Source organism: Paraburkholderia sp. GW821-FHT02A12, assembly GCF_059422005.1.
In genome coordinates, this window is sequence record NZ_JBWKWA010000002.1 from 2,910,972 (window position 1) to 2,933,585 (window position 22,614).

The window sequence follows — 22,614 nt, forward strand, 5'->3', positions numbered from 1 at the left end:
CTTGCCAAGCCATATCGCTCTAACCTTGTTCCATACGTCTTTGCTCAGTAGTGTTCGAATCATCCTGCCTCGCTTTCGCAAAAGGCAGGATGTATTCACTTTTAGCAAATGTAGACAGACCCTGAGGCACTTCGCAAAAAATAGGCGCCTCTGTATGACCTCAGTTGGCTACAGCGCGCCGCTGGCTTTCGCACTTCTTATGCCATTCAGCGTAGCATCGACGGCCGCAACATATGCCGTCTCCATGGCTTTGCGAAGTACTTCCTCTTCTGGACTTCCAGATTCCGCCTCCGTCAGCTGAAATGCAAAACTGAACCTGACGCGCAAGTCATCATCCGCGCCCAATATCTCATTCACAATGATGCCATCCGCGTCGCCAGATAGCCGCAGAAACACGACCTTCTTTTCGGGATAGAAAGTGATGCGTTCGCGGGCCGGCTTTCCTTGAAATTCGATGTCTCGAATCAGACCGTTATCAGTCTTCTCGACCACATCGCATTTGCTCATGCCTTGAACAAATGGCAATGCGTTCTCCGCTTTCATTTTCAAGCCCTTCCACAAGTCGCTCCGAGAAAGCGGGGGAAGACCGGGTTGGTCAGGATTAACCTTCAATTCTTTAGAGACCGAAATCATATATTTACCCTCCGAAATAACTTCAGGATCGCGTACTTCCACGCGCTAATACACGGTGCTTCTTATGCCTGCAACCTCACCAAACGGTTCGGCAGGGAATGGCCGCCGATACGGACGGCGATGAAAAGCTCGCTCATACCGTTCTTGCTCAGTGGCGATGTCGTACATGATCCGGCAAACTGGATTCGGGATAAATCCGGCAAGATGGAAATGATTGATTCATTAATGGAGCAATCGTTATAAATTGCTTAACGACAGGGCCTTGTTCGTCGAGGTCGTCAAGGTCATGAGCTTTCGCGGCGCAGCCGAAGCGATAGGCGTACAGAACTCGACTTTGTCTTGGCGAATCTGCCCTTTGGAGAAGGCGATCGGCTAAGTGCTCTTGCGCTGCACGGCGCGCAAGATCGAACTGACTGACGCTCGCCGGCTCGACGCAAACGTATCGTCGACGAGGCGTGGCTCGCACGAGCAACTCGGCGAAATACTGGGGCACGCGAAACAAATTTTGCTTCGGCGATACACCAACGCTCGCAGACTGTTGCCTCGTGCCGCAATTGTTCAATGCACGGCGTTTTGGCGTCGACATGGATCGCTTCCCGACACTTCGCGAGATCGAGAAACACCGTGAAGAGATCGACGCGTTTCGCAGGGCTCACCCCGCCAGACAGCCGGATTCCGAATAATGCATAAATCTCGTTTATTCGAACCTATTAATAGAGCGTGCTGGCGTGAACCCAATCCGCACGCAACAATTCAAGAAATCCTCTGATCCGCTCCGTTCAACCGCGAAGGCGTATTCAAGGTCGAAGTCAGGACATGCATTCTCTGGCAGGAAGCGTCGCGGTGAGCATCCACATTGCCGACCCATTCTCACACGCGCTGTGAATAGCGCGGCCGCACGTTCACTTCAGGCGGCAACACACGTCGCTCACCCCCTCCGTGTCCACACACAAGGACGTTGAATGAAGTACCAACTTTTCTCATACGTATCCGATGGCGGCGACGTCCGTCCTGGTGTGCTCACTCGCGACAACCTTTATGACCTGCGCGACGTGGCAAGTCGACTTGGTTGCGACCTGAAGCCCAATATCACCGTTGACGACCTGATAGAAGACTGGACCCACTCGCATGCGACCTTGTTGACGATCGCGCAAGCGCTGGCGGACGACACCTCGAAATTCGACGCCTTGTCCGATGATGCAGGGAACGTGCAAATCCAGGCTCCCCTCCAACGAGCGGGCGCGATATACGGTGCCGGCGCAAACTACCGGGATCATGTAGAAGCCATGAGCCGTGCCTTCAACATGAATCTCTCGCTGGATCCGCGCGGTGATGGCATTCCGCCATGGCATTTCATCAAGGCGCCGCGCGCGACGCTAACGGGCCATGGCTCGGCGATCCCGTTCCCCGCCAACACCACGAAGCTTGATTGGGAGGCAGAGCTGGCCGTGGTCATGGGTCGAACTGCCTCGAATGTGTCCGTCGACGAAGCGCTCGACTACGTGGCCGGTTACAGTTGCGCGAATGACATTTCGGCGCGCGACCACCTGGTCCGGCAAGAGGTGGATCCGACCTCGCCTTTCCGGTTCGACTGGATTGGGCACAAGTGCTTCGCCGGTTCCTGCCCGCTAGGCCCCTTCCTGACACCCGCCGCGTTTGTCGAGTCTCCGGAAGCGCTAGACATCAAGTTGTGGGTCAATGACGAACTGAAGCAGGACTCCAACACGCGCAATCATCTCTATACCGTCGCAGAGCAGATCGCCTACCTGAGCCGACGCCTTGTGCTCTATCCGGGCGACATCATTCTTACCGGAACGCCAGCGGGAGTCGGCATGGAAAGCGGCACATTCCTGAAACGAGGTGACATCATTCGCGTGTGGATCGAGGGACTCGGACAGTTGGAAAATGCGGTTCTCTGAACCAGATCGGCAACATCTCCGCCAGCCAAAAGTCTCCGAAAGTGACTTCCTAAAGCGAACGCATCAGGTTGAGCCATCGTCATGAATACCGCCCCGCCCTCCATAAAGCCGCCGAATGGCGACAGCAGGCGCAATATCATCGTCGCCGGCGTCATCTTCGTTATGGTTGTGGTGATGGGGGCGCGATACTTCCTGCAACTGGATACAGAACGTACGGAGGATGCTTATGTGGACGGCAATGCGGTGCAGGTTACTTCGCAGATCACCGGCACCGTCACGGCAATCCTGGCAGACGATACCGACCACGTTGCAGAAGGTTCGGCGCTCGTCAAACTGAATCCCGTGGACCAGGAAGTCCAGTACGAACGAGCAACTGCGGCGCTCGCCAAAGCGACGCGCGTCGCGCGAGCGCAATACCACAATGCAGTGCAACTGCAAGCGGAGCTCGACCAACGCCGCAGCGATGTGATCAAGGCAAAAGCCGATCTTGCGCGTCGCATGGAAGCGTCGCCTGCAGGCGCTGTCTCGCGTGAGGAAATCAATCACGCCGAAGACGCGCTCAAAAACGCTCAGGCCGCTTTGGATGCCGCTCGGCAAGCGCTCGCGCAAGGGCAGGCAACGGTCGACGGAACGACACTGAGCACCAACCCGGAGGTACTGGCCGCCGCCGCGAACCTGCGTGATGCATATATCGCCCGCGAACGGACGAGGATTCCCTCCCCGGTGGCAGGAACAGTCACGAAGCGAAGTGTCCAGGTTGGCGAAAGGATCAACCCCGGCGTGGCGCTGATGTCGGTCGTGCCGCTCGACGCGCTATGGGTCACTGCCAATTTCAAGGAATCGCAACTCAAAGACTTGCGCATAGGACAACCCGTCACGCTCAACGCTGACGCCTATGGCGGCGACGTGGACTATCACGGCAGGATCGTCGGTATGGACGCCGGTACCGGAAGCGCCTTCGCGCTGCTCCCTGCTCAAAACGCGACTGGAAACTGGATCAAGGTGACTCAGCGTGTTCCGGTGAGAATCGCGCTGGATCCGCGCGAAATCGAAAGCCATCCGCTACAGGTGGGTCTTTCGATGCATGTGATCGTCGATACGCATGACCGCAACGGCCCCACCGTCCGGCACAACGTTTCTCCGTCGTCCGCGTACGTGACCAAGGTATTCGACGCGGAACTCAAGGATGCGAGCACCGCCGTGGAGACCATCATCCGGCAAAACGATGGGATAGGCCTCCAGACCGCGGCCACCTATAGCTCGCGCTAGGGTCGTAGTTATGTACCGAAAGCACGCGGCGCTGCTATGTACCGTCTGCCTGCTGTGCGGGCTCGATTTTCTACAGACGGGGATGCTCGCGTTCGCCAACACGCCGATACGAAATGAAATCTCGGCCAGCCCTGAGGAATACAGCTTCATCGCGTCCCTGTACGCATGCGTGGCGGTCGTGGTCATCTCGATCCAACGCTGGCTCGTAGAGCGTGTTGGATGGCGCAACTATGTCGCTGGGTCGATCGCGATATATGTCGTTGGTGCTTTGGTGTGCAGTTCCAGCAGGCAGGCCGAGTCGTTTGCCGTGGGACGCGTCGTTATGGCCTTGGGTGGGGCGTCGTTTATGACGAGCGCACGCGTGATGGTCAACCTGATTCCGCCCGGTCCCGGTCGATTTGTCGGTATCAAAGTATTTGCCGTCGGACTCGCTGCCGGAATGGCCGCTGCGCCGCTCGTTTCGTCTCTCGCAGTAACCTACGATACGTGGCAGGCCATCTTCTGGGTGCTGATCGCCGTCTCCATCCTGGCCGGCGCTCTGGCGTTTTCTGTCCTACCCGCATTACCGGCCCCCGAGGAAACCCGAACACGCACTACGGCCGGCCGTGTGCTTCTCCTGAGCGTTGGATCGTTCGTGTTGCTCTATAGCTTACAGCGGTCGTACTACGATTTTTACACGAGTCCGTTTCTACTCATCGCTTTCGGGTTGACAGCCGCACTCTCCGTCTACACTTACTTTTCGGTAGAGCACAGCGACGAACGCCCGCTCCTGAAGATGCGCGAACTGCTCGCACCGCGCTATGGCTACGGCGTGATGCTGTTCTGCTTCTGCTATGTGATCGTCGGGGCGAACAACACCATTCTGCCGTCCTTTCTGCAGACCGGTTTGGGCTATTCATGGCAAACGATTGGTCAATACCAGTCGCTAGGCCTGACGGCATCACTCATTACCTGGCTGGTGATGGCCCAGGTTGTTGCCCGATACCCCGCGCCAAAGAAATTCTTTGTTCTCGGCTTCCTCGCCCTCGCAGCGTTTGGCTGGCAGCTATCCTCGCTGCCCCCGACAGCCGAGATGCGGACGCACGTCCTGCCGGCGCTTGCCTTCAATGGGTGCTTCACGATGCTCGTAATGGCGACAACGGCGATGCAAACCTTCCAGGACGTCGGACACGAAGAGGTCCTGTTTGCCCATGCCCAACAGGTGAAGAACATGGCGGCTCAGGTCTCGAGCGCAATGGGCATTGCGCTCGCCTCGATCTTCTCCCAATGGCGCAGCACGGTTCACTACGGCAATCTCAACGTGAGACTGCAGAACGGAGACCCCGTGTTCACGGCGACGTTGCAGCACCTGAGCAGTCTTTTCGCCCTGACCCATGAAAGTTCGGTGTCCGCGAAGATGGCCGTGGCTTACTACGCGCAGGAGATCAGTCGTCAAGCAAGCCTGATGGCAGGTCTCGAATATTTCTGGCTCGTTTCGTGGGTCGCCGCCATTGCTGCAATCGTATCGGCACTGCAGCGCATCTTTCGGTAGGACATTGCTGTTCTTTATACAGAGCACGAACGATCCAACGATCAGTCTCTCCTCCGCACACAGGATCGCACAATGACGAGCGTGGTTTCACCGTTGCTTCGGCCGCTATCGCGAGCAGTTGCAATCGCTGCGGCGACCGGATTCTACTTCGCCGGTTGTGCGAACTATATCGGTATCAAGAGCGACAAGCAGATGTCGACGGCGGCACAGTACGAGTCGACGCAGAGCCTGCCTGGCGAGGGCGGCCTATGGCCGTCGCTCGACTGGGCGAAGCAGTTCGGCGATCCACAACTGCCGACGCTGATCGCCGAGGCGCTGGAAGGCAGTCCGTCGATCGCACAGGCGCAAGCCCGGATCGCGAAAGCGGCGTCATACATCGAAAGCACGAAGTCAGCGCTCTATCCGAAGGCCGATGCCGGCTACTCGTGGACCCGCGAGCTTTACTCGTCAAATGCACTGTTCCCGCCGCCCTATGGCGGTGCATGGTACAGCGAGAACAACGTGCTCGCGAGTGCATCATGGGATCTTGACCTGTGGGGCAAGAACCGCGAGCGCCTCGGTCAGGCCTTGTCGCAGGAGAAAGCCGCACAAGCTGAGATGCAGCAGGCGCGCGTGACGCTCGCCGCATCGGTGGCACACACCTATAACCAGCTCGCGCAACTCTATGCGCTGCGCGATATCGCACAGCGCGAAATCGCGAACCGCAAGACGATTGTCACCATCACCAACGGCCGAGTGGTCGCGGGCCTCGACACCAATGTCGAGAAAGAGACCGCGAACGGCAATATCGCGACGACCGAGGCCAACCTGACGGACATCGACGGCCAGATCAGGATGGTGCGCTACCAGCTCGGCGCGCTGCTCGGCAAGGGGCCGGACCGCGGTCTGCAGATCGCGCAGCCGGTGATGAGTCCGGATGGCGCCGTCGCGCTGCCGGACAACCTGCCTGCCGATCTTCTGTCACGCCGCCCGGATATTGTCGCCGCGCGCTGGCAGATCGAGGCCGCGATGCACGATATCAAGGAAGCAAAAGCCGAATTCTTCCCGGACATCAACCTTGCCGCAGGTTTCGGTTTCGACGCATTTGGCTGGGGTCGCTTTTTAAACGTGGCAAGCCGACAGATCCAGTTCGGCCCAGCGATCCACCTGCCGATCTTCGATGCCGGTGCGCTGCGTTCGCAATTAAGGGGCCGCTATGCCGACTTCGACACGGACATCGCGAACTACAATCAGACGCTAATCAACGCGCTGTCGGATGTCGCGACCCAGGTGTCATCAATCCGTACGATCGATCAGCAGGCGGGCGACGCGCAGCGCGCGCTCGATGCGTCGACCAAGGCGTGCGAGCTTGCGGTCGTCCGCTACAAGACGGGGTTATCGCCGCAGCTACAGGTGCTGACAGCCGACCAGAACCGGCTTGCCGCCGAGCAAACGGTCACGAACCTCAAGATGCGGCGTCGTGATATGCAGATTGCGCTGATCAAAGCACTCGGTGGCGGCTTCGACGCGAAAGACGTGGGACTCGCGCCGTTGGTCGAGCCGGTTACAAATAGCGCGCCACCGAACGCCAACGCCACGCTACTTCCGGCGCAGGAGATATCTCAGAAGCCATCCGCGGTGAGGACTGCCGGTGCATCCGCGGCCGCATCGAACTGAACCTCCCCTGCCACACCAAGGTCTACGCCTCACAGGGCGATGACGTCAAGTTCATCAAGGTCCCGTCCAGCAATTACTGCGGCGCCAGCTGCCAGCTGCGTCGTTCACGATGTCAAATTCCTTCGCCTGGAGGACGGCATGTCCCACCAGATCACCGCGATGTTGCTTTGCCTCCATTAGCACTACCGCGCGCGGACGTCAGCCCGCGCGCTTCCCCGCTTAGTGCTGCGCCCTATCCAAGGCCTCTGCGGAGAACTGATCGTACGTCACGCCCTTCTTGTCGGTAATGGCCGGATCCGAGAATTCCAGCGTCGCATGCTTCGCCTTGAAGTCGATGAAATTGCCTGCCATGGGCACAAAATATTTGTCCCCGGTCGACTGACCCTTCTCCATGGCGAACTGGAAATTGACCTGCCGCCAATATTCCCCTTTCTTGTCGTACACCTCGCCCTGGTAAATCACCGGCACCTTGGTATCGACGTACACCACCTTCTTGCTATACGGGTGTTCGGACGGGGGCGTGCCTTCGACAACCCAGACCTCCCGCGGCGTGTACCGGTCCGCAATGTTCCAATACGGCGCTTCATTGCGGAGCTGCGGAAACTCCTCTGCGCTGCCCGCTTTAGACGCATTGCGAGCCAGTTTGAAATCGGTCGATGCGAGAATCCAGCGCTTCCCGATCAACTTGTTCTGCTTGTACTGGGATGGCCGCGCGTTGTAGACATACAAGTCGTCCTGAAGCAAGTCAAAGCCGCCGATCGGATCCATCCACGCGTTGCCCGACAACCGGCGCGTACGACGTGCGGACTTGATGTATGCCCACTCGTCCTCCACGCGACCCGGAACGTCATAGCGAATTGTGAAGGTTCCAGTTCCCTTGATGTCTTGTGGTTCGACACCTACAAATATCGTCTTGGTCAAGACGTCCGCATCCCCCAGCACGGGTTTCTCCTCGCCAAAACGTCCCTTGTTGAAAAGGCGTTCGAATAGCCATTTCTGACCGGATTCGTAGCCAGACGAATTGACGGTGACAAAGTACACGCTGTTGTACACGTCCTTTCCGAACACCGAACCGTAATAGACGTTCCACAAAACCTTGTCGCCTGCGTTCGGGTCCGACTCAGATATAGTCGGAAACGGCATACCGGCTACATGGCCAGTGACCTCACGGGTCGCCGGATCAAACTTCACGTTGGCCGCGTTCTCCTTGGTTGCCGCAATGTACTTCGGATCGAGCGAGGGCTCGGGCGAATGAGCGAGCGTCAACTTTAGGCCCGTATTCTGAATCTGCCATCCCATCTTCTCCGTGACCAGGGTAGCGATGGTGTGCCCTTCGAAGGTATCACCCTTGACCTTGTCAAAATTTTCTTTCGATAGAACAGTGCCATCCGGCAACTCTGCGGCGTGTACGGCCCCTCCCACAATACAGATTGAGAGGACAGTCGCAGTCATGGAAGTTTTGTGATTGAAGCGTCTCATATTTGTCTCCTTAGAATTGATAGGTCGCGCGGATCAGGAATTGGTCGTTGTGGTTCAGACCGGCCAAGGCGTAGGTGCTCTGGCCCAAATGAGTAGGGCTCGTGCGCGAGTCGTGCGCGAAGAAGAGATCCGCTTCGGCACGAACCCGCCAGCGATTTCCAAACGCGAATTCCACACTCGGGATGACGAAAGCGTCTCCCGTCGACACGTCGACTCCACCCGCGATACCCGGGTTGATACGATTGCTCAAATAGTTCAGAGTGAGAAACGCGGTGAGAATCGTGTCATGCTGCTTTGCCGGTGCGCTCCATCCCACTTGCGCAACAATGTCATCAGAAGAGTGGAAGTTCTGAATCCACGTATCGAACAGTTGCACGGAAAACAACGATGGTGCGTTCGTGCCGAGCAAGGATTCAAGACGCAATTGCTTGTCGATGCGAAGCGTCGATTCGATGACATTCTTGCTGACAACCGGACCTGTTCCCTGCGTCAGATTCGGAAGACCGGTTCCTGTGTTGTATAACTTGTGTAGTTGATACGCCACTTCGGCTGTCACCACAGCGTCTATCGCGGTAATCTCGCCATTCGCGCTCGCCGCAAATACGTCGATCTTCGGATAGAACCAATCGCCCAATCCACCGGACGGCGTTTTTTTGTATGGATTGGCCGCCGGATTCAGCACAGGATCGGGATTAAACGTGTTCAGATAAGACAATGCGAAGCCCACAGGCCCGGCCTCCCCCGTCCATCGCAATCCGCCCGTGGGAACATTGACATTGCCCGCTGGGTGGTTGTAGTCGTAATGGGTCGCCGTCGCGAGGAAATCGGTACCCTTAAAGGGTTCCTGCATCCAGCGTCCACCGTACAGGTCATACGTGTTGCCGATGTCCCGTTTGCGATCAACCCCGGGACGAAGTACAAGCTGCAACGAGCCGTTCGCCTCCGGCACATCGATTTTCGCGTTCGCGGTAATGAGCGGCTTTCTCAGCTCGTCGCTTTCGGGCTCAACAAATGAGCGCCAACGGTAGTCATACCCCTGGATGAGATCGGTTGGGTGGAAGAAATCTGTTTCGCCCCACACAATCTGCTGCTTACCGAGACGCAGATGGACCCGTCTCCCAACGTCAGCGTCCACATAGAATTCGCGGATTTCGTCCTGATCGTATTGTGACAACAGACTACTTCCAGGTCCTCCCGGGGTATACCGTCGAGCGAGATCCTGCAAATCCTTCTCGTATCCTGTCAGAATCTCTCTGTCAGAGCGACCAACAACTGTCCATGTTAATGGCCCCGTCTTCAAGCTGGTGTCCAGTTCAACCGAGCCACGAAGCATCTGTAACTGACCTGCACCACCTGAAACCTCTGGATGGTTTTGCAGGTTCATCGATGCCCAGGTCCTCACGAACCCTCCGTATGTGAACGCGTTATCACTCAAGCCAAGCAAGGACGTCAACCCTCCACTCGTCCTGTCCTGTTCGGCAGCGTGGGCACCGAACACGCATCCGATTCCAAGCAGAAGCAGAGGCAATTTTCGAAGCTTCAATTTTCCATATGTACTACTATTTGTATCAAACATATTTATCTCCTCCAAACCGCACTGTTATATGATTTTTGTTACGACACCGTCGTTGCGCCAAACCCGCTGCTTTTACCGGATGACACGGCTTTCTTTTTCCCGACCAGAACAAAGTCCGGTTTAAAGACGTACACCATAGTCGGCATCAGAAACAACGCGCTGAGCGCTGAGACAAGCAGCCAGATCGCCATCAGAATCCCCATATCGGCCTGAAATCGCAGCGATGAGGTACACCACAGCACTACGCTGGCAGTGAGGGTCAGCGCAGTGATCAGCACCCCCTTCCCCGCTGTCCTTAGCGAGCGAACGATAGCCTTCGATATGTCATCGTGGTGATGTAGTTCTTCCCGAATTCCATCCACGATATAAAACGCATAGTCGACACCCAGACCGATACCAAGCGCTGCGACCGGCAGGGTGCTGAGATTCATGCCAATGCCTTTCCACGCCATGTAACTGAAAGTGATCGTATTCGACAAAACGACCGGCACCATAAAGAAGATTCCAGCGACGGTCGATCTATATGCAACCGCGCAGCAGACGACCAGTACAAGCAGAGCGAGCGCAATACTCTCAATTTGTCCCGAGAGGATGACCTCATTGACAGCCGCCAGCACTGCCACCAGCCCTCCGCCAAGAAGGTACTTTCCCTCGGCCTGGGGGTGCGATGCGATAAAGTCCTTCAGACGGCCCATCGCCGTGCGGACGCTCTCACCCTTGTGATCGCGGAAATAGAAAGTCACCGCGGCGTTCTTCGAACGAGGATCAACGAAGCGCGACATATCGCCGGGTTCCGAATTCGACTCAAACAGATACATCAACTCGCCGTTTTCACCGGCATCGTCCCCCACCTCCTGGTAGCGAGGATTCCCTTCACGCAGCACGCGGCGCACCGTTGGCAATACGTCGGCTATAGACAGACTTCCGCCTATCTCCGGCTGCGCGCCCATGTATCGCTGCATATCCTCCATGCTGCGTAGCACTGCAGGATTCTTGACCGCGTTTTCCTTGTTCCCCGAGAAGACGACGTAAAGCCGGTCTGCACCCTGAAACTGCTGATTGACCGCCGCTGAATCCAGGTTGTAGGTCGCGCTCGGCCAGAGAATCGGCGACCCTGGCTCCGAATCGCCGACTTTCAGGTTGAATGCGTACGATCCCGAAATGACGAACAACGTTAAAGCACCTGCCAGCACGACGTAACGCTGCCTTGACGTCACGATTCCGACACTGAGGTTCAAAATCGAATCCAGCACCGGGGCGAGATTGATCGGATGCGCATGTCCGCGGGGTTTCTTGATATATGACAGCAGTACCGGCGTCATGACACAGGCACTCAAAGCGATTGTCATCACCCAGACGGTGCCGATGATCGATACCTTGTGCATCAATGGAATGGGAGTAAGCGCCACGACGACCATGCAACCCGCATCCGCCACTACGCCAAGAATTCCAGGCTTGAAGAGTTGGAGCATTGCCGCCTTCGCAGCCGCAGTAGTGCTATCCGCGCCGCTATCCAGTTCGTCGTCGAAGCGTGAAACCAGTTGCACCGAATGGGAAATCGCACGAGCGGTAATGAGAAATGCAATCACAATGACCAGCGGATCGAGATTGAATCCCAGCATGCTCGCGGTACCCAAGGCCCAAATGGCACTCGTCAGTCCCGCCAGCAATGGAAGCAATGTTCCTCGCCAGCTTCGTGCGATCAGAAAGAGCAGTGCTATGAGGCAGGCAACCGTGAACAGGAAGATGTGAACGGTTTCAGGTACATAGTGATTCACCCACCCGTATAGAATCGGTTCGCCCACGACGCGAACGTTCACGCCGCCGCCCTGCGCCTCGTTGGCAATCTTCATGATTTCAGGGAATATCTTTTTATAGTCAACCCCGTTCTCATAGAAATCGACATTCACCAACGCGGCTTTGAGGTCACGCGATACATAGGCGCCGTAGACGAGGGGGTTATCCAGAACCGCCTCCTTGAGCGCCGCAATTCCCTCCGGGGTTTTCGGCACATCGGGCCACATTATCGGTTTGATCGCGATGTCGTCGGTCGATCCACGGATGGTTTTCAGCTTCTTCGATGCGAGCGAGATGATCTGAAACGGATTGACACCATCCACTTGCTGCAGGTCCATCGTGACTTTTTTCACCTTGGCCAGAACGGCCGGGGAAAAAATATCCCCGTGGTCGACTTCCAGCATGATGCTGACCACGTTCGAACCGCCGAAATCCTGACGGAATTGCTCGTGGATACGAACGTATGGATGATTTGTCGGCAGCAGATCGTCGAAAACTGTCTTGATCTCGACTCTAAGCGCGGACACAAGCATGACTAACGTGAGTATTGAAAAAACTGTCACAACGACGACGCGATATCGAATGCAGAACTCGACGAAGTGTTCGAGCCGTTTGAACGTTATATCCTTCACACCGATCTCCTCCAATTACCGCAATCACTACAGCTATTTGTCAGGCAAAGCATTTCGGTACCGTCGCAACAGATGATCCGACGAGATAGCAGGTCTCGCCAACATTCGCTACGCGTGCATACCAGCCACGATCCCAGTTGGATAGCCGCGAGCTGTGCCATTGATCGGCAGAGGCGCTTCCCTGGGCGATGACACCTTTGTCGCCGGCAGCAAGCCATGCCGAACCAGTCCACGCGACATCAAAGAGGTGTTCCCGAGTTACAGGCGGCAATGCATTCCAATGCTCCCCGCCATCTGTAGACGCGAGGACCACCCCGCCAAGGCCAACGGCGATTCCGTTGTATGGGTCGCGAAATGCAACTGCCATCAGGCTCGTTTTTACCGGACTCGAAACGGGCCGCCACGTCTGTCCGCCATCATCAGTTACCTTGATGCGCCCGAACTCGCCCACCAGTTGGCCCCGCTTTCCCTGGAAGACGATGTCGTTCCATGCGACGTCTTCCTGCACACCGACGTTCTCCCACGATGCGCCATAGTCACGCGTATGCAGTACGACGCCTCCCTCGCCCACCGCCCATGCCTCACCGCCAGGCAGCGTGCGAACACGCAAAAGTTTGTTGGAAATATTGGAATGAGGGATGGCAACCTTTCGCCAGTCGTTGCCGGTTGCACTCGAGACAAGAACGCCGCCTCGGTCGCCGACCGCAATCGCCTGACCATTGCCCCATGACCCGATATCCTGCAAGGCGGTATCGACAGGAACGGTCACGGGTTTCCATGTCTTGCCGGCGTCATCGCTGCGAAGGACTTTGCCGTGTGTGCCAGCCAACAGGAGATGTGCCGATGCACCCTGGCCTACAGTTGTGAATCCGTAGAACTGGTCTCCGCGTTCAAAAATCGGTCTCGCAACTGTCGCGCTGTGCGGCGACGGCTTGATAAATAGTCCTGCGTATAGCAGCGCGGCAATCAGTCCCATTGGCGCCGCGGACAGCGCCAGTTTCGGTAAACGTTGAATCATCTCCGTGCCTCTATTTTGTTTGTCTCTCGATCGAGTTGATGATCGATCGCCGGTTTTTATTGTTCGACGTACCACCTCGGTTTCGCACTTACCGCACGTAATTCAGCGCCGTCGAAACCCGTATGTCGCCCCTAATTTCTTTCGGTTTCCGTACCGAATTTGTGGATCAGGTGTGCATCCGATTCTATGGCGTGGTTGCAGTCCCAATCTATCTCTCAGCTTTATTGAGTGCGTTAAATATCGTTGATGCAACGAGGTGGTGACTGCGCCGGGTCACGTCAGGCCGCGCGCGCAGGGGTGAGCGACGCGCATATAAATGTCAGAAATACCTGTGTATCAACCCACGCGCATGGAGTCTTTCTCTCCTTCGTCAAACAATTGGTCCGAACTAGTGCGCTTGCGGGTCGGCATCGACACAGATTGATTCCGACGCTTCCGCAAAACGAAAACAATGGAGGATTGACATGAGTCGTGGTGGCCGTCTCGATGGAAAGGTTTGCATCATCACCGGAACGGGTGGAAGCATGGGGCGTGCTTCGGCCCTGGCATTTGCGCGTGAAGGCGCAAAGATTGTGGGCTGCGACACGGTTGCCGAGGCCGCTCGGCAAACTGTGAGCGCTGTTCAGGACGTTGGGGGGGAGATGGTATCGATGCACCCCTGCAACCTCACGCGCAAGGAACATTGTCACGATCTGGTCCAACTCGCGATTGAAACGTTCGGAAGAGTCGACGTCCTATTCAACAATGCGGCGATGGCCTATTTCGGTTGGGTTGACGAGATCAGTGACGATGACTGGTACAGGACCATCGATAACGAACTGCATCTCGTCTTTCAGATGACCAGAGCAGCATGGCCGGAGCTAATCAAGCAGGCTGGCTCAATCATCAACACGGCATCGGTTTCTGCCTGGTCGACATACCGGGTCCTGCCGGGTATTGCGCATTCTGCGGCTAAAGGCGCGATCGTTTCGATGACGCGCCAACTTGCGCTTGAGGGACGTAGTCACGGACTCAGGGCAAACACTATTTCGCCCGGACTGATCGAGACAAATCAAACGCGCCCTTTGCTCGCTGATCCGGCATGGTCCGAAGCGATGCTCGGGAAAATCATGCTCGGACGAATGGGTCAACCCGAAGAAGTAGCGGCGACTGCCGTATTCCTCGCATCCGACGAAAGCTCTTTTATTACAGGAACCGATATCAGGATCGATGGCGGTACAACCGCGTGGTAAGACCGGCGCGCAACCTCCGCCATCACGGCGCTGGGCGTTCAACAATTCTTAAACAGACTTCACGATGATCATCGAACAACGAACTTATCACCTCAGACCCGGCTCTTTGCCCGAATTCCTCAAAACCTACGAGGCAGAAGGTCTGGACATTCAAACTGCGGCATTTGGCGAACTTGTCGGGTATTTTATTTCGGAGGTAGGCGAGCTCAATCGGATCATTCAGCTCTGGAAATTTGAATCCTTCGAGGATCGCCAGCAGAGGCGTGCTCGTCTCGCCTCCATGCCGGAATGGAGAGCATTGCTGGCGAAAATTGGACCACTACTTGTTAGTCAACGCAACGAGATTTTGACACCCACGGCTTTCTCGCCGATAAAGTAAAGCATGAAGATTCTTTCGAAACAGCGTGAGCAAGCGCCGCCCCTCGCAGGGGCGGCTATCTCTCACCGAGGGGATTCCTCATAGTACTCGCTGGTGCTTACGTAGTAACCCAATGCGTGCACTACACAGGTAATGAACAGGCGGAATGCTCCCCTTCCAATTTCGCCCCTTCATTGTGGACTAACAGTCCGTCGAGGATCGCTTCGCTCGTTGCGTTTAAAAAGAGTTCATTGATGAGGCAGCGGAACCACATGTTGCTGGGCTCTTTGTGATATCGATCATGCCAATATAGAGCGATTTCGAACGGTTCAATGTGCAGCGGTTCAGGCTTGAACGTTAGCGGGTAGTATCGACTGAGTGTCATCGCCAGCATTTCCGGTACCGTCCAGATCAAGTCTGAGCCCAGCAGACAGTGCGGAGCGGCAAGATATTGCGGCACCCTGATTTTGATCTTCTCGCGCGCGCCGGCGTCAATCAACGCACGCTCGAGTATCCGATGGCCGCTTCCACTATTTTCGACCAGCAGGTGGTCGTGTTCGAGGAAGGTCTTTTTATCGATGCTTCGACCGTCCAGCGGGTGGCCCTTTCGCATCACGCATACGTAGCGTTGAGTGAACAGTACCTTGCGATGAATATCCTGCTCAAGTGCAGGAAGGTACCCAAGAGCGACATCGATCCGGCCGCTGGAAAGCCCCGCCACCGTTTCTTCAATAGGCTCGAATACAGTCTGCAAAGAGGTATGCGGCGCCAATCTCTGCAATTCCCGATGAAGCGTCGGCAAGAAAGCAACCTCGCCGATATCACGCGTGCGGATCGTAAAGGTCCGTCGTGCTAGCGCGGGAGAAAACGGCGGCGGCGTGCCAGTCGTGCCGCGTACAAGATGCAACGACTCAATGAGTGCCGTCGCGATGCTGGCGGCGAGTGGAGTCGGCTCCATTCGTCGCCCGACCAGCATGAATAACTTGTCGCCATATGCGTTGCGCAACCTCTTCAGCGCACTGCTCACCGCGGCTTGAGTCAGACCCAAATTCTCGGCGGCCACGGTAACTGATCTATCCCGCCACAGTGCTTCGAAAACATATAGCAGGTTCAAGTCTTTCATGCTGTCTCCTCGACCGGCTTCACGGCTTCCTGGAGTGCGCACCGTGGCCCTCGAACGAGGAAACGACAACGCGCACAGCCAATTCCTGCATAACCAGTATTTATACTTGTAATGATGCCAGCTGGCACTTGGAGTTAACGCTATCGAATACTCGATAATCGGCGTGCACTTCGATTTTTCATGGAGGCAGGCTGAGCCCGGTCCTGCATGCCACGGTCAGCCACGTCGATTAACCGCGTAGAACCGAGCGCCGCTCACGGTTCAAGCGACCGACTCATTCCGTTTCAATAGGTGCGCCGTGACGCATCACCGCGTCTCGAGCGGAGCAGAGGGGATTCGACAGTCTCCCGCTCGCTTGTTCGCCTGGGCGTTGTGGGTTTTATATTTCTACTTACACCCTGGCCCCAGGGAAGCCAGGCGCTGGCGAAGCTTGACGCAAAGCATCGTTCGATACATTGCATCAAGCCGGCATGCGACACGACGACACTTTTCTAGATGGCCAGATAACCGCCATCTACGGCGATTTCCGCACCGTGAACAAACGAGGAGCTGTCGGAGAGCAGCCAGACCACCGCATCTGCCACTTCAGATGGCATGCCGAGCCGCCCAATTGGATGCCTTGCTTCCAATGCCGGTAGCAATGCTGAGAACTGCGGCTGCGCGATAAGTGACTCAATCATTGGCGTTCGAATCACGCCGGGCAGGACTGCGTTCACCCTGATATTGTTGACGCCGTAATCGAGCGCGGCGCCTTTGGTCAGACCAAGCACGCCCCCCTTTGAAGCGCAATACTCGGATGCGTTGGGAATACCGACACGCCCCAAAGACGACGAAGCGTTAACGATCGATCCGCCCCCACTCTGCAACATGGCTGCGATCTGGTGTTTCATGCAGAAAAACACGCCCTTCAGGTTGATATTGATTACGAAATCCCACTGTTCTTCCGAAAGCTCATGCAACGGCGTATTGCGTTGCTCTACACCCGCATTGTTAAACGCGCCGTCAAGGCGTCCATACCGCTCAACAGTGGTTTCTACGACTCGTGCGACGTCCTCCTCGCGCGCCACATCCCCCGGAATGCCGATCGCGCGCCCCCCAAAACTCACGACTTCGGCCGCAACTTCGAGCACCGCACCTTCATCCCTGTCGGTCAGGGCCACCGATGCTCCCGCCTTCGCGACTGCCAAGGCCGCCGCTCGTCCAATTCCTCGCGCGGCGCCCGTCACGATAACAACCTTTCCGTCCAGCAAATGATCCATGGTCAGCTCCTCGCCGTTATGCCGCAGCCGTGGCGGGAGCCGCTACCGCGTTAGCAAAAACGGGCGCCAGATCAATGTAAATGCGGTAATCGTCGACCAGGTCAGTCGTATCGTGGTGTAAGACCACTGCACAGGGGACGGATACTTCGATCCCGTCGAGTCGTAGGTAATAGGTCATGAAGCGCCGAATAGAAAAGTCGCCGACGTCCCAACCACCTGTCGGGACGTGCCGCAGCCCCGCTATAACGTTAAAGAAGTCCGTCACGCCACCAGCGACCGCCTTGCGACCGCTCAATTCAGGGGCATTGCCGAACTGAAAGATTACGTTTTCAGAAAGGTGGGCGACGAATCCCTCAACGTCCTTCTTGTCGACCGCCGTAAACATCTGTTCAAGATTACGCATCTTTGTCTCCGTGTTATTAAGAATTGGGTGAACTCGGTTAATCTGAAACAGCAAACCTGGAGCACGTCGACGGCTCGCTGGAACTGAGCGGGGCCGGCCCGAAGGTGGCAAGATAAAGAAGGCCGCCGAGAATCGCCAGATTCTTGAGGAAGTGATTTAGGTGATTCTGGAAATCGTGGGGCAGAGACGCCCCTAAGGGATAGGACAGAAACACGCCACCGATCATCAGCCATTCTGCAAGCGTGGAATGTTCTCCTGTTCTCGGTGACTTCTTCATTTCCTGCCTCCATCGCCTCTGCGCCCGCGGACGTTGCTTGCGCAAGTGACCCGAATCGGGGGCTCGACACCCTTCTCATCAGCGCTCATCCGCTGGCATTGGCATCGACCATCTCGAAGTTCATTGTGTGTCGACCACCTTCGCCTGTCGATGCAGCCAGCGTTATGCCTTTCTATAAATGAAATTTATTCACAGGATTTATATTTCTGATTTATTACATAATGCATACAGAATTATCTGGATAAATGGGCTCGCTTCGTCTCCTCGTATATGGATCGCCCGGATCCGTGACATTGTTGCCGTAGCCGGAAACAGATCCGGCTGCGCTGCGGAGCTTCCAGCAGCGGCGATTGTTCCGACGTCTACATCAGCGGCGCCATACATCCATTGACATAGAGCATTCGGCCAGCTTCGGGCGAAGCCTGGCACAACGCACTACGAACGCTGACAGGCTTTCGTGTAGGCCGGATCCACCTATTCAGAAAAGTGATGCGCAGGAACAAACACGACTAATGGCGAACGCGCGCGGCAACTCCTAGAATTCAGATCCGCACCATATCGGGCACGCGGACCGCCAAACAAACTATGCAATAGGAGACAAACGTGATTAGTGTCAGCCGTAAACTTGAAGTCAATCCCAACGATGGCTCGGGACCCGTAAATCTCAACCGTCAGCAGGTATGGGAAGGACTGGTTCGCAAGGCGGAAAATGCCGTCCCTTTTGTCGCAGCGATCACTCGTTGTTCAATCGTTGAACAGCATCCGGATCGCTTGATCCGCGAGATCGTGCTGCATGGAGAGACGATGCGTGAAATGATTCTGTTCTTCCCTGAAGAGCGCGTCGAATTCATCCGTCTCTCTGGGAAAGCGAAAGGACAAATCAAGAACATCCTTGAAGAGGATGCGACCGGAAAGCTGTACCTGCGTTTTACGTTCGATCTAGTGCTTGATGGCGTCAAAGGCGGCAGCGCAGAAGAAGTCGAGTTTGCCGATGGTATGGAAGTGGCTTATCTGGATGCCGTGAATACGACGTTACGCAGGATTCGCGAAGAAGCGGTAGCAAAGGCCTCGTGAGTTTGCGGAGGCGGCGGGCAAGGCGGAACTCATGTTCTCGCATGTGTCGCGATGGAGGCAAGAGCTACAGGTGCTGCCCTCTTTGAACCGCCGGGCCGTTGAAAATGGCAGTTGGCAAAGCTGCCATTCGCGCAACGGCGGCGGACCTTGGAGGGACGGGAAGCAGCTTCCGGACTACCAAGGCTCCAAAAAGGGGCGCACCTCAATCTCGAAGCTCCAACCGCGACGATCCTGAGTGGTGAGGCCATGCACCGCCTCAGCCAGCGCTGCGGGTGAAACGAAAGCATCTACGGGTCTGTCGGGCATCTGCTTGCGCGAATCCGGAAGGTCAACGACACCATCAACGATGACGAGAGCGACATGGATACCCTTTGGCCAGAGCTTCCGCGCCATCGATTCGGCCAGGCTTCGCTGCGCGGCTTTGGCTGGGGCGAATGCCGCTGTCTGGATGCCGCCTCGTCGCGACGCCGTCGCACCGATGAAAACGATACTGCCCCGTCCGCGCTGGACCATCGAAGGAATGACCTCTTTCGAACAGAGGAATGCGCCCAAAGCGTTCACCCGCCAGGCAGCTTCGAACTGCTCTGCCGTAATAGCCTCGATATCGGCAAACACGCCTGAACCCGCGTTAAACAGAAGCGCGTCAACCTCTCCGAGATCGGAGCGAATGCTCGAAAACGCGGCTGCCACTGATGCCGCATCGCCTACATCGCAAGCGTATGCACGAGAAGATGGAACCTGCGTCGCGAGCGCTTCGACCTTGCCGGAGTCGCGGCCCAAGAGAGCCACGGCGTAGCCAGCGGCGGCGAAGCGTTGTGCGAGCGCCAGACCATTACCGGGTCCGGCGCCCGCTACCACCGCGACAGGACGCGTGTTCAGAATCTCAGTCATTTGCCTGTTTTCCTAACAATGTTTTCGTATGCGAAGTTGACGCCGCACCCCAGCGACGCGGTGCACTGCGAGCACTGGATGGCATATGCCGCCCCCCCTCGACGCTGTGTTATCTCGTCGGCAAGCCGTGGCTGCGCCCACTCCAAAGTCTACCCCTCAGCTCCCCGGTAGACCCCGTCCCATTGCGCCATCAATGGAACATTGTTTTCCAAAATTGCGGGTATAACTCGCTAGGAAATTAATCGAAGATATCTTCAGCGCACGCGCTGAGTTCTTTTGCCCGTCTGCCTTTTGGTCGCCAGAATTGATGTGCGCTCTAGTCACAGCGGTCGAGCCGACGATTCTGTTCACTATCACCGCAACAGAGATTGCCAGCGGCGAAGCCGGTGACCAAGACGGAAGAATTCAAGTTGTTGCGTTTGCAGATGCCACCAACCGTCCGTTTCACAGTGCAGAGCTCGCCTTCTATCATTTGGCTGCTCGGTGGCTGGTCAACAAAGAGGTCGTCAATCAGTTGGCTCCTGTCGTTGGAGAAAGCACACAGGCGCTTCGCCTGTGAGAACTATTTTCGGATACTTCGGAGTGAATTCGCTCGAAGGTTCTGGCTATGAGCTCAACGAATCCACGGTTCGGCTCGTATAACCCGAAACAAGCCGTTCATAGACTCTTAAGCCCCGGCACAACTAACCAGGAGATAGTATGAACCCCTATCCGGAAACGACCATGTGGACCGCCAACGTGCGGCGACTCTCATTTGCCCAGCAAATAGAAGCGACCGTTGAAGCCGGGTTTGACACGCTCACGGTGACTCCTCTCCAATACACCCAGACGTTGGCAGCAGGCATGTCAAGTGCCGACCTACTAGCTATGGCGTCCGATTCTGGAATTAGACTGACTCAGTTGGACCCGCTGGCTCGATGGTCGGAAAGATGGCGCCCACAAAACATTGACCCCGCTGTCTTTTCTATCGGGTACTTTGCATTCGCAGTCGAGGATTTTCTCAGCATAGCGCGCGCTTTGCGGCTCGAGTCGATTACTGCCATATCGATAGCTCCTCCCGAAGTAACCTCGGTTGAGCAGCTCACCGAAGACTTCGCAAAGCTATGCGATCGGGCAGCCGACGATGGTATTCGCTGCGACCTCGAGTTCATTCCCCTCGATTGGAGTATCCCAGACCTCGACGTCGCCTGGAGAATCGTGCGGGACGCAGATAAGCCTAATAGCGGGATTGCATTCGATGTGTGGCACTTCTGCAGAAGCGGGTCGTCGCTCGAGACCCTTCGAACGATTCCTGGAGACAAAATCTCCTACGTGCAATTGTGCGATGGTGTCGAGCGCGTACCTGCGCACCGTTCACTCTTCCAGGATTGCCTCGAGGATAGAAGGCTTCCTGGGGATGGCGATCTGCCAGTCCGCGACATCCTCGGCGTGTTAAAAGATATCAATGGTCTGACCCGAGTCGGGCCCGAGATTTTTTCGCGCACCTTCGACTCAATGTCTGCGAAAGATATTGGCCGCGCGTGCGGTCAGTCTTTGGCGACGACACTCGAGCAGTTGGGGATTGCTCGAGGCGCGCCCAGCCAGATGGGTACTACTCCCCGAGATGCTCTCGCAAAAATTCAATGAAGCGCTGTGTCTTCGCTGGCAACAACCGCGTCTCGGTGATCGCGTAGACAGGAACGGGCGGGGCCTGCCAGTCTGGCAACACCCGACGCAATAGCCCCGCGGCAACGTCATCGGCCACGATTTCTTCCGCCAGCACAGCGATGCCGAGATCGAGCGTCGCCAGTCGCCGGATCATGCCGACGCTGTTCAGCAGGAACCGGCCGCCTACATCGATCTCGACCATTTCCTTTTCCTTGTGAAGGGTCCATCCATTGACTTCCGCCGGGCTGAGACGCATGCACTCGTGTCGCAAGAGGTCAGCCGGCTCGCCGGGCTCGCCATAGAGTTCGATATAACGCGGCGATGCATAGAGATACCGCGGCAAACGGGCAAGCTGTCGTGCGATCAGACTCGAGTCCGGCGGCTCGCCCATGCGGATCGCGACATCGACGTGCTCGGTGACCAGATCGACGCGGCGCGGCGTCAGGTCAAACTCGAAGCTGATGCCGGGATAGCGTCGGGCGAATTCCGCAAGCAAAGGTGCGAGAAAGATATTCGCAAAGTCCACCGGCAACGACGCATGTAAAACGCCAACCGGCTGGGCCAGCATCTCGCCGAGTTGCTCGTGCGCAAGGCGCGCCTCTTCCACGATGCGCCTCGATCGCTCGAAATAGAGCTGACCGGCTTCGGTCAGCTCGATCTTGCGCGTAGTGCGATGCAGAAGGCGCAATCCGATTGCCTTTTCCAGCGCACTGATCCGGCGCGACAGCGTCGAGTTCGGCACCCCAATCGCCTCGGCCGCGCGGCGGAAGCTTTTCGCCTTGACCACCTCGACGAACAACGCCATGTCGTTCAGAAACTCCATCTCACTGCTCCATAAAT

Annotated in this window: 21 protein-coding genes and 1 pseudogene; 10 read left to right on the plus strand and 12 right to left on the minus strand. The window is 56.5% G+C overall.

What is annotated here, in order from left to right; translation table 11 throughout:
• Positions 1-168: 168 nt before the first annotated feature.
• Positions 169-675, minus strand: a complete 507-nt coding sequence (locus AC07WT_RS34545) for an SRPBCC family protein (protein ID WP_494950419.1) — start codon at positions 673-675, stop codon at positions 169-171.
• A 106-nt stretch (positions 676-781) separates the two neighbouring features.
• Positions 782-1,219, minus strand: a complete 438-nt coding sequence (locus AC07WT_RS34550) for a hypothetical protein (protein WP_494951158.1) — start codon at positions 1,217-1,219, stop codon at positions 782-784.
• On the opposite strand from AC07WT_RS34550, the pseudogene AC07WT_RS34555 reads away from it, so the two are divergent.
• From AC07WT_RS34555 to AC07WT_RS34575, 5 genes and pseudogenes are all read left to right on the plus strand, one after another.
• A pseudogene (locus AC07WT_RS34555) lies at positions 1,134-1,316 on the plus strand (glutathione S-transferase C-terminal domain-containing protein); the annotation flags it as partial. The gene AC07WT_RS34550 and the pseudogene AC07WT_RS34555 overlap by 86 nt on opposite strands.
• Before the next feature lie 279 nt (positions 1,317-1,595).
• A complete protein-coding gene (locus AC07WT_RS34560) occupies positions 1,596-2,552 on the plus strand; it encodes a fumarylacetoacetate hydrolase family protein (RefSeq protein WP_494950420.1) in 957 nt (318 codons plus the stop codon).
• 81 nt (positions 2,553-2,633) lie between these two features.
• Entirely contained in the window at positions 2,634-3,821 is a 1,188-nt protein-coding gene (locus AC07WT_RS34565; RefSeq protein ID WP_494950421.1) for an HlyD family secretion protein, read from the plus strand.
• Between the two features lie 10 nt (positions 3,822-3,831).
• Positions 3,832-5,352 (plus strand): MFS transporter, encoded by a 1,521-nt coding sequence (locus tag AC07WT_RS34570; RefSeq protein WP_494950422.1) that lies wholly within the window; start codon positions 3,832-3,834, stop codon positions 5,350-5,352.
• Between the two features lie 72 nt (positions 5,353-5,424).
• On the plus strand, positions 5,425-7,008 hold the full coding sequence (locus AC07WT_RS34575; protein ID WP_494950423.1) for an efflux transporter outer membrane subunit: 1,584 nt from the start codon (positions 5,425-5,427) through the stop codon (positions 7,006-7,008).
• 219 nt (positions 7,009-7,227) lie between these two features.
• Here AC07WT_RS34575 and AC07WT_RS34580 read toward each other — a convergent pair whose 3' ends face one another.
• From AC07WT_RS34580 to AC07WT_RS34595, 4 genes are read right to left on the minus strand one after another with little or no spacing between them, the layout of a single operon-like run.
• Positions 7,228-8,487 carry a DUF1329 domain-containing protein gene (locus tag AC07WT_RS34580; RefSeq protein WP_494950424.1) on the minus strand — a complete coding sequence of 420 codons (1,260 nt, stop codon included), beginning with the start codon at positions 8,485-8,487 and terminating at the stop codon, positions 7,228-7,230.
• 10 nt (positions 8,488-8,497) lie between these two features.
• Positions 8,498-10,063 carry a DUF1302 family protein gene (locus AC07WT_RS34585; RefSeq protein ID WP_494950425.1) on the minus strand — a complete coding sequence of 522 codons (1,566 nt, stop codon included), beginning with the start codon at positions 10,061-10,063 and terminating at the stop codon, positions 8,498-8,500.
• A 38-nt stretch (positions 10,064-10,101) separates the two neighbouring features.
• Positions 10,102-12,492 (minus strand): efflux RND transporter permease subunit, encoded by a 2,391-nt coding sequence (locus AC07WT_RS34590; RefSeq protein ID WP_494950426.1) that lies wholly within the window; start codon positions 12,490-12,492, stop codon positions 10,102-10,104.
• A gap of 40 nt (positions 12,493-12,532) precedes the next feature.
• The gene (locus AC07WT_RS34595) at positions 12,533-13,510 is read right to left on the minus strand and encodes a WD40/YVTN/BNR-like repeat-containing protein (protein ID WP_494950427.1); all 978 of its coding nucleotides are present in this window, start codon (positions 13,508-13,510) and stop codon (positions 12,533-12,535) included.
• Between the two features lie 464 nt (positions 13,511-13,974).
• On the opposite strand from AC07WT_RS34595, the gene AC07WT_RS34600 reads away from it, so the two are divergent.
• Positions 13,975-14,742: an SDR family NAD(P)-dependent oxidoreductase gene (locus AC07WT_RS34600; protein ID WP_494950428.1), complete on the plus strand. Its 768-nt coding sequence runs from the start codon at positions 13,975-13,977 to the stop codon at positions 14,740-14,742.
• A gap of 64 nt (positions 14,743-14,806) precedes the next feature.
• On the plus strand, positions 14,807-15,121 hold the full coding sequence (locus AC07WT_RS34605) for an NIPSNAP family protein (RefSeq protein WP_494950429.1): 315 nt from the start codon (positions 14,807-14,809) through the stop codon (positions 15,119-15,121).
• Positions 15,122-15,242: 121 nt separating this feature from the next.
• On the opposite strand, the gene AC07WT_RS34610 is transcribed toward AC07WT_RS34605, so the two are convergent.
• The 4 genes from AC07WT_RS34610 to AC07WT_RS34625 all read right to left on the minus strand — a co-directional run bounded on the left by AC07WT_RS34610 (position 15,243) and on the right by AC07WT_RS34625 (position 18,162).
• Positions 15,243-16,223, minus strand: a complete 981-nt coding sequence (locus AC07WT_RS34610) for a LysR family transcriptional regulator (protein ID WP_494950430.1) — start codon at positions 16,221-16,223, stop codon at positions 15,243-15,245.
• 491 nt (positions 16,224-16,714) lie between these two features.
• Entirely contained in the window at positions 16,715-17,482 is a 768-nt protein-coding gene (locus AC07WT_RS34615) for an SDR family NAD(P)-dependent oxidoreductase (protein WP_494950431.1), read from the minus strand.
• Between the two features lie 16 nt (positions 17,483-17,498).
• On the minus strand, positions 17,499-17,885 hold the full coding sequence (locus AC07WT_RS34620) for a nuclear transport factor 2 family protein (protein WP_492591815.1): 387 nt from the start codon (positions 17,883-17,885) through the stop codon (positions 17,499-17,501).
• 37 nt (positions 17,886-17,922) lie between these two features.
• Positions 17,923-18,162, minus strand: a complete 240-nt coding sequence (locus AC07WT_RS34625; RefSeq protein ID WP_494950432.1) for a hypothetical protein — start codon at positions 18,160-18,162, stop codon at positions 17,923-17,925.
• A gap of 603 nt (positions 18,163-18,765) precedes the next feature.
• Between AC07WT_RS34625 and AC07WT_RS34630 the strand changes: the two genes are divergently transcribed.
• On the plus strand, positions 18,766-19,236 hold the full coding sequence (locus AC07WT_RS34630; protein WP_494950433.1) for an SRPBCC family protein: 471 nt from the start codon (positions 18,766-18,768) through the stop codon (positions 19,234-19,236).
• A 174-nt stretch (positions 19,237-19,410) separates the two neighbouring features.
• Here AC07WT_RS34630 and AC07WT_RS34635 read toward each other — a convergent pair whose 3' ends face one another.
• Positions 19,411-20,127, minus strand: coding sequence for an SDR family NAD(P)-dependent oxidoreductase (locus tag AC07WT_RS34635; protein ID WP_494950434.1), 717 nt, complete (start codon positions 20,125-20,127; stop codon positions 19,411-19,413).
• 307 nt (positions 20,128-20,434) lie between these two features.
• Here AC07WT_RS34635 and AC07WT_RS34640 point away from each other — a divergent pair, with 307 nt between their 5' ends.
• Both AC07WT_RS34640 and AC07WT_RS34645 read left to right on the plus strand, forming a co-directional pair.
• On the plus strand, positions 20,435-20,686 hold the full coding sequence (locus AC07WT_RS34640) for a hypothetical protein (protein WP_492591811.1): 252 nt from the start codon (positions 20,435-20,437) through the stop codon (positions 20,684-20,686).
• A gap of 140 nt (positions 20,687-20,826) precedes the next feature.
• Entirely contained in the window at positions 20,827-21,753 is a 927-nt protein-coding gene (locus AC07WT_RS34645) for a sugar phosphate isomerase/epimerase family protein (protein ID WP_494950435.1), read from the plus strand.
• On the opposite strand, the gene AC07WT_RS34650 is transcribed toward AC07WT_RS34645, so the two are convergent.
• Positions 21,719-22,597 (minus strand): LysR family transcriptional regulator, encoded by an 879-nt coding sequence (locus AC07WT_RS34650; protein WP_494950436.1) that lies wholly within the window; start codon positions 22,595-22,597, stop codon positions 21,719-21,721. The genes AC07WT_RS34645 and AC07WT_RS34650 overlap by 35 nt on opposite strands.
• Positions 22,598-22,614: the final 17 nt, after the last annotated feature.

What these genes read in the sequence shown, in the direction of transcription:
- AC07WT_RS34550 (WP_494951158.1), bottom strand. Translation starts at nt 1,219, where the DNA reads ATGTCGACGCCAAAACGCCGTGCATTGAACAATTGCGGCACGAGGCAA.
- AC07WT_RS34560 (WP_494950420.1), top strand. Translation starts at nt 1,596, where the DNA reads ATGAAGTACCAACTTTTCTCATACGTATCCGATGGCGGCGACGTCCGT.
- AC07WT_RS34565 (WP_494950421.1), top strand. Translation starts at nt 2,634, where the DNA reads ATGAATACCGCCCCGCCCTCCATAAAGCCGCCGAATGGCGACAGCAGG.
- AC07WT_RS34570 (WP_494950422.1), top strand. Translation starts at nt 3,832, where the DNA reads ATGTACCGAAAGCACGCGGCGCTGCTATGTACCGTCTGCCTGCTGTGC.
- AC07WT_RS34575 (WP_494950423.1), top strand. Translation starts at nt 5,425, where the DNA reads ATGACGAGCGTGGTTTCACCGTTGCTTCGGCCGCTATCGCGAGCAGTT.
- AC07WT_RS34580 (WP_494950424.1), bottom strand. Translation starts at nt 8,487, where the DNA reads ATGAGACGCTTCAATCACAAAACTTCCATGACTGCGACTGTCCTCTCA.
- AC07WT_RS34585 (WP_494950425.1), bottom strand. Translation starts at nt 10,063, where the DNA reads ATGTTTGATACAAATAGTAGTACATATGGAAAATTGAAGCTTCGAAAA.
- AC07WT_RS34595 (WP_494950427.1), bottom strand. Translation starts at nt 13,510, where the DNA reads ATGATTCAACGTTTACCGAAACTGGCGCTGTCCGCGGCGCCAATGGGA.
- AC07WT_RS34600 (WP_494950428.1), top strand. Translation starts at nt 13,975, where the DNA reads ATGAGTCGTGGTGGCCGTCTCGATGGAAAGGTTTGCATCATCACCGGA.
- AC07WT_RS34605 (WP_494950429.1), top strand. Translation starts at nt 14,807, where the DNA reads ATGATCATCGAACAACGAACTTATCACCTCAGACCCGGCTCTTTGCCC.
- AC07WT_RS34610 (WP_494950430.1), bottom strand. Translation starts at nt 16,223, where the DNA reads ATGAAAGACTTGAACCTGCTATATGTTTTCGAAGCACTGTGGCGGGAT.
- AC07WT_RS34615 (WP_494950431.1), bottom strand. Translation starts at nt 17,482, where the DNA reads ATGGATCATTTGCTGGACGGAAAGGTTGTTATCGTGACGGGCGCCGCG.
- AC07WT_RS34620 (WP_492591815.1), bottom strand. Translation starts at nt 17,885, where the DNA reads ATGCGTAATCTTGAACAGATGTTTACGGCGGTCGACAAGAAGGACGTT.
- AC07WT_RS34625 (WP_494950432.1), bottom strand. Translation starts at nt 18,162, where the DNA reads ATGAAGAAGTCACCGAGAACAGGAGAACATTCCACGCTTGCAGAATGG.
- AC07WT_RS34635 (WP_494950434.1), bottom strand. Translation starts at nt 20,127, where the DNA reads ATGACTGAGATTCTGAACACGCGTCCTGTCGCGGTGGTAGCGGGCGCC.
- AC07WT_RS34640 (WP_492591811.1), top strand. Translation starts at nt 20,435, where the DNA reads ATGTGCGCTCTAGTCACAGCGGTCGAGCCGACGATTCTGTTCACTATC.
- AC07WT_RS34645 (WP_494950435.1), top strand. Translation starts at nt 20,827, where the DNA reads ATGAACCCCTATCCGGAAACGACCATGTGGACCGCCAACGTGCGGCGA.
- AC07WT_RS34650 (WP_494950436.1), bottom strand. Translation starts at nt 22,597, where the DNA reads ATGGAGTTTCTGAACGACATGGCGTTGTTCGTCGAGGTGGTCAAGGCG.